Annotated in this window: 10 protein-coding genes and 2 tRNA genes; 7 read left to right on the top strand and 5 right to left on the bottom strand. The window is 39.6% G+C overall.

What is annotated here, in order from left to right:
• The 5 genes from ACEW8U_RS10085 to ffh form a co-directional block, all read left to right on the top strand.
• On the top strand, nucleotides 1-1,354 hold a 1,354-nt coding region (locus tag ACEW8U_RS10085), incomplete at its 5' end, for a ribulokinase (protein ID WP_373521913.1).
• Between the two features lie 121 nt (nucleotides 1,355-1,475).
• On the top strand, nucleotides 1,476-1,850 hold the full coding sequence (locus tag ACEW8U_RS10080; protein WP_373521912.1) for a four helix bundle protein: 375 nt from the start codon (nucleotides 1,476-1,478) through the stop codon (nucleotides 1,848-1,850).
• Nucleotides 1,851-1,962: 112 nt separating this feature from the next.
• A complete protein-coding gene (locus ACEW8U_RS10075) occupies nucleotides 1,963-2,661 on the top strand; it encodes an L-ribulose-5-phosphate 4-epimerase (protein WP_373521911.1) in 699 nt (232 codons plus the stop codon).
• Between the two features lie 220 nt (nucleotides 2,662-2,881).
• The gene (locus ACEW8U_RS10070; RefSeq protein ID WP_373521910.1) at nucleotides 2,882-4,030 is read left to right on the top strand and encodes an aldose epimerase family protein; all 1,149 of its coding nucleotides are present in this window, start codon (nucleotides 2,882-2,884) and stop codon (nucleotides 4,028-4,030) included.
• A gap of 33 nt (nucleotides 4,031-4,063) precedes the next feature.
• A complete protein-coding gene (ffh, locus tag ACEW8U_RS10065; RefSeq protein WP_373521909.1) occupies nucleotides 4,064-5,401 on the top strand; it encodes a signal recognition particle protein in 1,338 nt (445 codons plus the stop codon).
• 312 nt (nucleotides 5,402-5,713) lie between these two features.
• Here ffh and dprA read toward each other — a convergent pair whose 3' ends face one another.
• From dprA to ACEW8U_RS10050, 3 genes are read right to left on the bottom strand one after another with little or no spacing between them, the layout of a single operon-like run.
• A complete protein-coding gene (gene dprA, locus ACEW8U_RS10060; RefSeq protein ID WP_373521908.1) occupies nucleotides 5,714-6,829 on the bottom strand; it encodes a DNA-processing protein DprA in 1,116 nt (371 codons plus the stop codon).
• A complete protein-coding gene (locus ACEW8U_RS10055; RefSeq protein ID WP_084122421.1) occupies nucleotides 6,813-7,163 on the bottom strand; it encodes a MerR family transcriptional regulator in 351 nt (116 codons plus the stop codon). Before ACEW8U_RS10055 ends, dprA begins: the two co-directional genes overlap by 17 nt.
• Before the next feature lie 45 nt (nucleotides 7,164-7,208).
• Complete coding sequence (locus ACEW8U_RS10050) at nucleotides 7,209-7,535, bottom strand: L-rhamnose mutarotase (RefSeq protein WP_373521907.1); 327 nt, start codon at nucleotides 7,533-7,535, stop codon at nucleotides 7,209-7,211.
• Nucleotides 7,536-7,960: 425 nt separating this feature from the next.
• On the opposite strand from ACEW8U_RS10050, the gene ACEW8U_RS10045 reads away from it, so the two are divergent.
• Both ACEW8U_RS10045 and galE read left to right on the top strand, forming a co-directional pair.
• On the top strand, nucleotides 7,961-11,089 hold the full coding sequence (locus tag ACEW8U_RS10045) for a PKD domain-containing protein (RefSeq protein ID WP_373521906.1): 3,129 nt from the start codon (nucleotides 7,961-7,963) through the stop codon (nucleotides 11,087-11,089).
• A 64-nt stretch (nucleotides 11,090-11,153) separates the two neighbouring features.
• Nucleotides 11,154-12,170 carry a UDP-glucose 4-epimerase GalE gene (galE, locus tag ACEW8U_RS10040; protein ID WP_373521905.1) on the top strand — a complete coding sequence of 339 codons (1,017 nt, stop codon included), beginning with the start codon at nucleotides 11,154-11,156 and terminating at the stop codon, nucleotides 12,168-12,170.
• A 246-nt stretch (nucleotides 12,171-12,416) separates the two neighbouring features.
• Here the strand turns inward: galE and ACEW8U_RS10035 are convergent.
• Together ACEW8U_RS10035 and ACEW8U_RS10030 are read right to left on the bottom strand one after the other, a co-directional pair.
• A tRNA-Asp gene (locus tag ACEW8U_RS10035) sits at nucleotides 12,417-12,490 on the bottom strand.
• Nucleotides 12,491-12,667: 177 nt separating this feature from the next.
• Nucleotides 12,668-12,741: transfer RNA gene (locus ACEW8U_RS10030), tRNA-Asp, on the bottom strand.
• Between the last annotated feature and the right edge of the window lie 65 nt (nucleotides 12,742-12,806).

Below are 12,806 nucleotides of genomic sequence, written 5' to 3'. Positions count from 1 at the left end.
GGCCTTGAAGCCTGAGTTTGCCGAAAACCCAAATGCCATGATGGTAATTTGGAAAGACCACACCGCTATCGCTGAGGCAGATGAAATCAATCATGTCGCGAGAACATGGGGAGGGGAGGATTATACCAAATACGAAGGTGGTATTTATTCTTCTGAATGGTTTTGGGCAAAAATACTGCATGTGATCAGAGAAGATAAAGCTATAAAGAATGCAGCTTTTTCTTGGATGGAGCATTGTGATTTTATCACGGCCCAATTGATTGGTAACAAAGATCCAATGTCATTGAAAAGAAGTAGATGCGCAGCCGGACATAAAGCCTTGTGGCATGAAAGCTGGGGCGGATTGCCACCAAAAGAATTCCTTGGAAAGTTTGATCCATATCTTGCTGACCTGAAAGACAGACTATATTCAGATACTTATACATCGGATGAAGTAGCTGGGAACCTAAGTGAAACCTGGGCTTCAAAACTGGGTCTTTCAACTGATGTTGTGGTCGCCGTTGGTACCTTTGATGCCCATGCAGGAGCGGTAGGAGGAGAGGTTACAGCAAATACCCTGATCAAGGTAATGGGTACATCCACTTGTGATATCATGATTACAGATAAAGCAACGCTTGGTGATAAATTGATCCCGGGAATCTGTGGCCAAGTGGATGGTTCTGTGATTCCTGGAACTATCGGTTTGGAAGCAGGCCAGTCCGGATTTGGAGATGTGTTGGCATGGTTCAAAAACCTCTTGCTGAAGCCTTCATTGGAATTGATAGAGGCAAGCCAAACGCTCGACCAAGAACAAAAAGAAATATTGAAAGCCGAATTGGAAGATCAATTGATTGTAAAGCTTTCAAAAGAAGCATTGGCCATACCTGTGGCCGAGTCGACAATAGTAGCCCTAGACTGGATCAATGGCCGAAGAACTCCTGATGCCAATCAATCCTTGAAAGGAGCCATTAGAAACCTCAATATGGGTTCGGATGCAGTCAGGGTGTTCAAGTCATTGGTGGAGGCCATCAGTTTTGGATCGAAGAGTATTGTGGAGCGGTTTCGTCAAGAAGGAGTGCAAATTGATACTGTGATAGGATTGGGAGGGGTAGCCAAAAAGTCAACCTTAGTCATGCAGACCTTGGCAGATGTTCTCAATATGCCTATCAAAGTCGCCTCCTCAGATCAAGCCCCCGCCCTTGGTGCCGCCATGTACGCCTCCGTGGCCGCCGGCATCCACCCCAACACCCAATCCGCCATCAAAGCCATGGGAAATGGATTTGATAAAGTGTATGAGCCGGTAGGGGAGAATGTGGTGGTTTATGAAAAGCTGTATGGGGAGTATTTGGGGTTTGGGAAGGTTATAGAAGGATGAAGGAGAAGGGATGAAGGATGAAGTGAATGAGTTAAGATTTTAGAGGGTAGATTTTAGATTGGGAAGTGTAGAATGATTAAATTGTTGAAGTAATCATTTTTCTAATCTAAATTTTTATACCATGCAAAATCAACTTAAATCCAGAACAAAAAAATTTTCAATTGATGTAATCGACCTTGCAGAAAAATTGCCAAATACAATTTCATCAAGGATAGTAATCAATCAATTGGTAAAATCAGGAACATCCGTAGGAGCAAACTATAGGGCAGTTTGCAGGTCTAGAAGTAACAATGAATTTATCTCTAAAATGCAAGTTGTTCTAGAGGAGTCAGAAGAAAGTTGCTATTGGCTGGAAATTGTCGAGGAAAAAGGTTGGGTTGATGTCAGAGCCCTCCTAAAAGAAGCCAATGAGTTAACAGCCATTTTTGTCAGTAGCCTAAAAACCATTAAGAATAAATCCAATAATATTAAAAATAACAATATTAGAAAAACCTAATTTTCATTCTGACCCAAATCTAAAATCTAAGATTACAATGGGAAAATAATCAAAGAGGAAGCGATAAATCCACCTAAATCTAAAATCTAAGATCTAAAATCTAAAATTAATCATGTTTGAACATATAAAAACCTCCTGCCTCCAAGCCAACCTCCAACTCCCCACCTTAGACCTTGTCGTCTACACCTTCGGCAACGTAAGCGCAGTGGATCGTAAAAAGGGGGTGTTTGCCATCAAGCCGAGTGGGGTGCCGTATGAAGATTTGAAAGTGGAGGATATAGTCATAGTGGATTTTGACAATAACATTGTGGAAGGATCCATGAGGCCATCATCAGATACCAAAACCCACGCATTTTTATACAAACATTGGGAGCATATAGGAGCCATTTGTCATACCCATTCCACCTATGCTGTGGCTTGGTCACAATCACAATTGGATATCCCGATTTTCGGGACCACACATGCCGACCATTTGACTGCTGACATTCCATGTGCACCTCCGATGTCCGATGACTTGATCCAAGGTGACTATGAACACAATACCGGGCAGCAGATTTTGGATGTTTTTGAAGAAAAAAAATTAAATCCCAAAGAAGTGGAAATGGTGCTTATAGGCAACCATGGACCATTTGCTTGGGGAAAAGATGCCGCTAAGGCAGTTTATAATAGTAAAGTCTTGGAGGAGATAGCAAAAATGGCTTACCTTACTCTACAGATTAATCCCAATGCGCCTAGATTGAAAGATGCCCTTATCCGGAAACACTTTGAGAGGAAACATGGAAAAGATGCTTATTACGGTCAGGGATGCTAAGGAAGAAGCGAGATGTTAGAACCAAGAGACTAGAGACAAGAACCAAGACAGACGGCCGAAAAGTTTATGATCATGCCCTTTTAAGGAAGAGGTGATTATACAAAGAGAAGTGACAAGAAACAAAGATAGATATCAATCCGACTGATTATCCAGGTGAAAGTAAGAACATAAAGTTTATAAGTTTTAAACTATAACAAGAACCACAAACCATAAAACTGAAATGAAAAGAAAGAACCTATTGACTGCAGTAATTTCTGTGGGATTAATTTTTGGGACAATATGGTCCTGTCAATCACCTAAATCTGACAATAACGAAATGGAAAAAAAGGAAATCAAATTCAATGTCAACATTCAGGAAGTTCCTGTTGGGGGTCAAAATGCCAAAGTATTTACTTTTGACAATGGTAACGGAATACAGGTTGAAATTTCAAGCTTTGGAGGATTAATCACCAAATTGATGGTGCCTGATAAGGACGGGAAGTCGGAAAATATTGTCCTTGGACATGACAACCTCGAAGGGTATGATTCCAATGAGGGGTATTTAGGTGCTTCTGTAGGAAGATATGCCAACAGAATTGCAAAAGGAAAATTTGAATTGGATGGGAATGTTTATCAATTGGCCACCAATAATGGCAACAACCATCTCCATGGGGGGTTGGTTGGCTTTTCCAGGAAACATTGGGAAGCGGAAATGGTGGAAAGTGAAAATTCCATGAAGGTCAAAATGACCTACCTCAGTCCAGATGGTGAAGAGGGATTTCCTGGTAATCTAACGACAACCCTGACTTTTGAACTGACTGCTGATAATAAGCTTTTGGTTGAATTTGAATCTGAAACGGACAAGCCCACCATTGTCAACCTGACCCAACACGGTTATTTTAACTTAAGTGCTATGAGAGAGAATGTTCTTGGACATGAGTTGATAATCCATGCTTCTAAGTATACTCCTGTTAACGATGAATTGATTCCAACAGGAGAATTGGCCCCTGTAAAAGGAACAGCTTTTGACTTTACCCAATCCCATACCGTAGGTGAAAGAATCGCCAAAGTTCCAGGAGGGTATGATCATAATTATGTGATCAAAGAAAATCAGGATGGTGAATTGGTGAAAATGGCTGAGGTGTATCACGCGGGTTCAGGTCGATATATGGAATTATATGGCGATGCACCAGGGGTTCAGTTCTATTCAGGCAATTTTCTAGACGGAAGTATTACAACTGAAGGGATAGCCTATACCAAGCATATGGGCATGTGTCTTGAACCACAGGTATTCCCTAATTCTCCCAATGAACCTACTTTTCCCACTGCTAGGCTAAATCCTGGTGAAAAGTACAAGCATAGGATCCATTACCATTTTAGTACCAAATAAATTCCTATTTTTGCATCAAATAGTATTGAAAACATGTTTGATAATCTTAGTTCGAAATTAGACCGCGCTTTTAAAACCCTGAAGGGAACAGGGAAAATTACAGAAATAAACGTTGCCACTACTGTCAAGGAAATCAGAAGAGCCTTGATAGATGCTGACGTCAACTATAAAGTAGCCAAGGAAGTCACCGATAAAATCAGAGAGGAAGCACTTGGCAGGGATGTTTTGATTGCTGTTTCACCGGGACAGTTATTGGTAAAAATCACCCAAGAAGAACTGACCAACCTGATGGGTGGCAGCAAGGTAGACGTCAATGTCAAAGGTGACCCGGCTGTTGTTTTGATCTCAGGTCTTCAAGGTTCCGGTAAAACGACTTTCACAGGAAAATTTGCGAATTACCTCAAAAAGCAGGGCAAACAGGTTTTATTGGTTGCCTGTGACATTTACAGACCTGCAGCGATAGATCAGCTGAAGGTATTGGGTGAACAGATAGGAGTGGAGGTCTATGCCGAACCTGAGAATAAGAATGCCATTCAAATTGCCAACAATGCTTTGGCCTATGCCAAGCAAAAAGGTAAAAAAATAGTCATTGTCGATACCGCAGGCCGATTGGCTGTTGACGAACAGATGATGCAGGAAATCGAAGCTTTGAAAAAAGCTTTGAATCCATCTGAGACACTTTTTGTTGTTGATTCCATGACCGGTCAAGATGCTGTCAATACCGCCAAGACCTTTGATGAGCGACTGAATTTTGACGGTGTGGTCTTGACCAAATTGGACGGTGATACCCGAGGTGGTGCGGCCATATCCATCAGACACGTAGTCAACAAACCCATCAAATTTATTTCTACAGGTGAGAAAATGGAGAACTTGGATGTTTTCCACCCTGATCGTATGGCGCAGCGAATTTTGGGGATGGGTGATGTAATCTCTCTTGTGGAGCGTGCCCAACAATCCTTTGATGAAGATGAAGCTAAAAGGATCAATGCTAAAATCCGAAAAAATCAGTTCAATTTTGATGATTTCCTATCCCAATTGGAGCAAATCAAAAAGATGGGAAATATCAAGGATATTGTAGGCATGATCCCCGGAATGGGCAAAGCCATGAAGGGCTTGGATATCGATGATGATTCATTCAAACCTATTGAAGCCATCATCAGAAGCATGACACCATTAGAAAGGGAAAACCCGGATGTGATTGATGGCAGCCGACGAAAAAGACTAGCTTCAGGAAGTGGTAGATCTATCGTTGTAGTCAATAACCTGATGAAGCAATTTGGCGATATGCGGAAAATGATGAAACAAATGAACAAGATGGGCGGTCCCCAAAAAGCACTAGGGGGAATGATGCCGAAGATGGGGAAAAGGTAAATTGAATAGGTTTAAATAAAAACCTCCAAATCGCATCATATGATTTGGAGGTTTTTTTTAACTCAATATTCGTCCTTCTCTGGGCGAAGTTTGGCGGAAGCGCTAGGCGTAGTTTGCAACTACGACTTTCTATCCAAAGGAATTTGCAATTCCAGGTTAAAGGATAAGGCATTAGTTATATATAAGTGTTGAAAATCCAATTGCATTCTGAAAGGTATACAGGGTGCTTGTGATAAAGGAGTGTTGTTGCAAACTACACCTAGCCGCCACCGAAGATTTAAACTACGCCCAGAGGGGGAAAAATATTGGTCACTAAACGAGTTTATATTTTTTACCGGGCATAGCACGAATGATACCCTGAAACTCCATATTCAGTAGTTTGGAAGCCAAAAGTGAAAGTGGTAATTCCATTCGAAATGCCAAGTGGTCAATTTCAAGCTCTTTGGATTCCACAAGGATTTCATAAATCTTTTTTTCTGTAGCGTCCAAATTCTGAATGCTCTCGATTTTGCTTTTAGATTCTACACCATTGTTTTCTTTGGACCAAGACAATGCTTCTTCGAGATCTTTCAAACCAGTAAAAATTGATGCTTTCATGGTTCTGATCAGGTTATTGCAACCTTCACTGTAAGTCGATTGGAGGTTTCCAGGAACTGCAAACACTTCTTTATTATAACTATATGCTATTTCAGCAGTAATCAAAGCCCCACCTTTTTTGGCAGCTTCCACTACAATCAAAGCATCTGAAAGGCCTGCTATTATCCGGTTGCGTTTTGGGAAATTGCTAGGATGCATTTCACTTCCCGGTAAAAATTCACTGATTAATCCACCTTTTTCCAACATGGAGATTGCTGTATTCTTATGGATGGAAGGATAGATCTGATCGGGAGAAGATCCCAATATAGCCAAAGTAGGCAAGTCATATTGGAGGGCAGTCTTATGGGCTTCTATATCAATCCCGTATGCCAGTCCACTGATGATGGTGGGATTATATGGGGCGACATCCTCAATGATTTTTCTGGTGATGTTTCTACCATATTCAGAGGCGTTTCTGGTACCTACTATCCCCAAAGTTCTTTTAGGATTCATATCAGACAGGCCTTTGCTGAATAGCACCATGGGCATGTCTTCAATACTTTTGAGTCTTTGAGGAAATTGAGGATCGGAAATGGTGACAACCTGAATGTTTTTTTTGATACAGATTTCCAAAATCTCTTCTGCTTTTTTCAGAAAAGAATTCTTATCCTTTCGTAATGAGAGTAGTTTTTGACTGACTCTGGGGATTTTTGCTGCTTTGCCTTTTGGGAGCTCTAAAAAATTGTATGCAGATCCGGTATATGCAATGATGTTTCTGTAGACCGCAGGACCTATCTGTGGAATAAGGCTAAGTGCTAATTCATGATGAAGATTATCATTCGGCTTTGACATGCATGGTATCTCTGATTTCCATTAAAAATCTTTTGATCTGATGTAACCGGTCAACCATCGTAGCTTTATCAAAAACTTGTTCATGACCGGTTTTCAGGACTTCCTGTGCCCCTTGCAAAGTATACCCTTTGATTTTCACCAATTGGTAGATATACCGTATTTTCTCTATATCATCTTTTGTAAACCGCCTGTTGCCTTTTTTGTCCTTTTTGGGTTTGATGATATCAAATTCCCCTTCCCAATACCTTATCAATGAGGGGGCTACTTTAAAAATACTCGCTACTTCGCCTATGGAGTAGTATTTTTTCTCAATTTCTCTTTCTTTGTACGGCACGGCTTTCAAGTAAAACTTTAATCAAAAATAATAAATTTCTTTGTTTTATACTGTATATATCTTTTTCATTAATTGCCATTTTTCATCTTTTTCGACGCCCGGAAGTTTTTCTTGGTATGTCGACATCAAGTTTTCCCATTTTTGTACGATGGGATTTTCCGCATCAGATTTGGCTTTTTTTTCAAATGAAAAACCTTTTGTTGTTTCAATAATCATAAACAACCTGTTCTCCCACCTGTAAATTTCCATAGTTGAAATTCCTGAATTATAGAAGCTTTGTACGATCTCAGGCCAAACCTTTTGATGATAAGATTCATATTCAGCAATTAAATCCGGATCATTTTTCAGGTCAAGAGTAAGACAATACCGCATCTGAGGCAGACATATTTTGGATTTGGGTGATTCAAAATTAATGTAAGTACTACTTTAATGCTTTAAATATATGTATCTGATTTATAATGTAAAAAGGAATTTGGTAAAATTTGAAATTTTTTTTGAAAGGTATAATTTTCCGACCACTACCAATAAAACTTTAAACTTTATTCTTAACCCTTAAATTCCATATAGTTAGATTTGAAAAACAATATTGGACCTAAGTAGCATTTAACAAGATTTCTGCGTCATCAATATTGAAGGAATAGTAATATAAAAATGATCAAGTATTCTATTGAAACCCAAAAAAATGGTTTTGATTTATCCATTTCAACACCTTATAGAAAGAAAATTGTATTTCACCTAAAATTAATTTTTATACCCAAAAGATTACTTTAAATTAACGCCATTAAATTCATTAATTGATGAGAGTTTTTAAAACCCTGACCTTCCCTATTGTGTTTGCAGTGATGCAGGCATTTTTTTCCATTCAGGCAATTGCTCAAGTTACCACCGTTGGTAAGGAATTTTGGTTTGGGTTTATGGAAAATAATGGCATTCCTCCCGACGCCCCTGACCGCGGTGTAGTAATTATCACTGCAAGTGAAAATGCAAGCGGTACTTTACAATATGCAGGCAGGACACTTAGTTTCGACCTCAATCCCGGGCAGCAGTTTATGCATTATATTGATGATGTAGATATGCTTCATCGATCCTCCGGGCAGGTGGAAAATAAGGGTATTTATATCATTTCAACTGGGAATATTTCAGTATATGCTTTTAATGAAAGGTTCAGATCAGCAGATGGAACTGTGGTACTACCTTTGCCTACATTGGGAAAAGATTACTATGTCACCTCTCATTTTGAAATCATGACCACTCCTGTGAATTATGAAGCCAATGTTAATGATGAAAGTACCCTTTTGGTAGTAGGAGTGGAAAATGATACCAGAATAGAAATTACCCCATCTGTTTTTACAGTAAACGGAAGACCCGCCAACACCCCATTTACCATCACTTTGAATCGTGGTCAAAGTTATCAGTTAAAAGCTAGAGGAGACCTGACAGGATCAAGGGTTAGGGTAGTAGGTGAGAATGTTGACGAATGTAAAAATATAGCCGTTTTTGGGGGGAATAAATGGACGAGTGTAGGGGATTGTGGTCAGGCAAATGACCACCTTTTCCAACAGACCTATCCTGTGAATACTTGGGGAACAGCGTTTTTTCACATTCCGCTATCAGGAAGGTCATCCGGTGAGTTGGTTAAAGTTCTGGCATCAGAAAATGATACAGAAGTAATGGTAGATGGTAATAATGTGGGTACACTACAAGCGGGTAAATTCCTTACAATGAACTTTGAAAGGGACCAAGTTGCCAATATCGTAACCAATAAACCTTCATCTGTAACTGTATTTGCAAAAAGTCAAGGTTGCAACGATCCCTCTCAGCCACTCTTTCAGGATGGTGATCCTTTTATGATTTCTTACAGCCCCAATCAGCAGCTTTTAAGTAATATTACATTCAATGCCCTTCAGTTACCTTCAATCACCAGCCATTATGTGAATATAATAGTAAAAACTGCAGCCAAGGATGATACGTGGTTGGACGGTCAGAATATTGGTAACAATTTCGCTGAGATTGGCCAGAATACTGAATATTCCTATGCAAGGGTCAACATCAATCAAGGGGTTCATAATCTTAGAAATTCAGAGGGTCTTATTGCTTATGTATACGGATTTGGCTATATCGAATCTTATGGATACGCGGTAGGGGCAAGTTTGGATAACTTGAATTTTGAGGTTGAGGCATCCTATGATTTCGAATTATTGGGTAAAAGAGTGGCTTGTTACCAAAGGGAAGGAACTTGGGAAATAATACCTGAAAATGAGCTTTTCACCTATTTTGTTTGGGACTTTGGAGATGGCAGCGAAACAAAAGTAGGTAAAGTAATTAATCATACCTATAATGAATTGGGTGAGTATGAAATCAAAGTAATTGCCTCCATTAGTGAAGTAAGTTGTGATGAACAACAGGAAGTGGTTTTTAATGTCCAGGTAAATAATACTGAGGGAGAAATTTCAGGAATTACAAAAGCCTGTCCTTTGGTAGAAGAATTGACCTATGCTTTTTTATCAGAAGAAATTATTTCAAAAGTGGATTGGGATGTGGTTGGAGGAGAAATTATTGAAGTGGATGAAGAAAATAAAGAGGTAACCATTCTTTGGGGGCCCGCCAACCCAAATGCCCAGGTAATTGCTATTCCTTATAATTCCGAAGGTTGTCCAGGTGATCCTATTACTTTAGGGATTGTCATTAATCCCCTGATTGAAGCAGGAATTCCAACCGGAGTAGTTGAAGTTTGTTTTGATCCTGAACAGACTTTTGAATATACCGTTGCGGAAAAATTCAATAACAGGGGTTTTGAATGGTATATTGAAGAAGGTGAGATTATAGGGGCTGATGACCAAAGCGTAGTGGAGGTGAAATGGACCAATCCCGGTGCCACAGGGAAAATATGGTATAGAGAATTCAGTCTTTTTGATGACATGTGCGAAGGTACTTCCCCAAAATTGGAGGTAATAGTTAATCCACTCTTGGAAGCTTCTGTGTTAGATTTAAAAAATGTTTTATGTTTTGGTGGAAACACAGGAAGGATAAATCTAGATGTTATAGGGGGAAAGTCACCCTACACCTTTACATGGAGCCATCAATCAAACTTAAATACACTTACTGCAGACAATTTATTATCAGGTTCTTATACAGTTAAAGTCACAGATTCTTTTGGTTGTTCAGTTTTGTTGGAAGATATAGTTATTGACGAACCACAATTGCTTAGCTACAGAGAATTGGAGTCAATTGCCACATCATGTTTTGGAAGGGCAGATGGTACAGAGGTACTGGAAATCACAGGTGGGATTGGGCCATATACTATTGATTATCCTTTTGCTGTAATCAACAATAATGAAATAAGATTTACAGAATTGGAAGGAAAAGATTATTCTTTAATAGTAACAGATGCTAACGGATGTGCACTTCCTGTCAATTTCAGGATAGATTCACCCACACCAACTGTAGCAGATGTTAGAGTACTCAAACCAAGTTGCCCGGGACAATCCAATGGTGAGTTGATCGTGAATGCAGTAGATGGTCAAGGTCCATATACTTATTTATGGCAGCATGACAATTCAATGGGAGTTACCTTGGAGGGTATTCCTCGTGGAGTTTATAATATAAGTATTGAGGACAGCAGGGGATGTGTCAGCAATGGCTTAGGTGAAATGCTAGAAGAAGCACCTCAAGTAAGAATGCCTACCGGTTTTAATCCACTGGATGGGGTATATGGTCCTGTTTCTAATTGTAATGTGAATTTCACTATGAAGGTGCTGAACAGATGGGGCAATTTGATCTACAGTGGAGATTCAGGATGGGATGGAAGAGTAGACGGGCAAGAAGCGCCAATTGGTTCTTATACCTACTTGATGTTTTTGCAAATGAATGTAAATGGTCAGGTTACCTCCAAAGAATTAAGTGGGTTCTTTACATTAATTCGTTAAAATATTTCAATAGAACTGATTTTTGAATTCAAGCTGTTATTATTGTAATTTAATTTTAAGCAATATGAAAAAAATTCTTATTACTGGTGGTGCAGGATATATAGGGTCCCACACTGCTGTGGCGTTGGTCAATTCAGGTTATGAACCGGTTATCATTGACAATTTTTCCAATTCAGAGAAATCAACAGTAGCGGGATTGAACAAAATTTGTGGCCGGGAAATCAGCTGTTACGAAGTGGATTGTTTGGATAGGTCCGCAGTTGAAAGGGTATTTCTCGACAATGATTTTTCAGGAGTGATCCATTTTGCAGCTTTCAAAGCTGTAGGTGAAAGTACAAGGTTGCCACTGAAATATTATTCCAATAACATAGATTCCTTGCTCATTTTGTTGGAAACCATGTCCAAATTTGGGGTGAAGGACATTGTTTTTTCATCTTCCTGCACAGTTTACGGACAACCGGAAATTTTGCCTGTGAAAGAATCCACTCCAAGACAACTGGCAGAAAGTCCTTATGGAAATACCAAAAAAATCTGCGAGGACATTTTGGTGGATTATATCAAAAGCGGTGCAGATTCTAGGATTGTGTCTTTAAGGTATTTCAACCCCGTAGGCGCACATCCATCAGGTGAAATCGGGGAACTGCCACTTGGTGTTCCTAACAATTTGGTGCCTTTCATTACGCAAACAGGTGCTGGATTAAGGAAAAAACTCACTGTCTTTGGAGATAAGTACAATACCCCCGATGGTACATGTGTCAGGGACTATATCCACGTAATGGATTTGGCCGAAGCTCATGTAAAATCACTGGAATACTTATTTCAGCAGAAAAACAATTTTTATGATCTTTTCAACGTCGGTACAGGCAACGGCAATACCGTATTGGAAGTAATCAAAACTTTTGAGAAAGTCAGTGGTCAACCATTGAATTATGAAATTGGATTGAGAAGAGAAGGGGATATAGAGAAAGTCTGGGCTGATACGGAGAAAATAAATAATGTTTTGGGTTGGGAGGCTAAGTATTCACTTGAGGATTCGCTAAGGGATTCTTGGAATTGGCAGTTGAAATTGGGTAAGAAGTAAATAGATGATTATTCTACCATTTTAAAAATCGATTTGAATTCAATATTTAGGAAAAAATAAGAGCCTCTTAAAAATTGGAGGCCGTTTCCTGGATGTAAAACCTTTGTGAGGTGCATTGTGCTTTTTCAACCTATGCAATGGATCTTAGGAGGAACCTATATAAAAAGTCCCGTCTATTTCTGATTGTATTATATAGACAAAATAACTCATAATTAAAAAAAGCCTTGGGATGCCCCAAGGCTTAAGCGGAATGGACGGGACTCGAACCCGCGACCTCCTGCGTGACAGGCAGGCATTCTAACCAGCTGAACTACCACTCCAATATATTTTTTACTTTAGCCCTTTATGGCTAATAATGAGATAACAGGTTCTCTCAACATTTTTTTTAATGTGAGGAATGGACTGGACTCGAACCCGCTACCTTCCCGATGTATCGGGACAAGCATTCTAACGAGCTGAACTACCACTCCAAAACTGTAAATCAATTTAAATTTATGCGGAATGGACGGGACTCGAACCCGCGACCTCCTGCGTGACAGGCAGGCATTCTAACCAGCTGAACTACCACTCCTTTAAAACCTTCTCTTTTGAAGTGTCGCAAAGGTAGCCAATTGGAGTATTAATGCAAAAAAGGAA

It is taken from the genome of Aquiflexum sp. (assembly GCF_041751335.1).
In the GTDB taxonomy this organism is placed as follows: Bacteria; Bacteroidota; Bacteroidia; order Cytophagales; family Cyclobacteriaceae; genus Aquiflexum.
The sequence above is the reverse complement of the archived record's forward strand: the minus strand, read 5'-3'. Positions and strand labels throughout refer to the sequence as shown.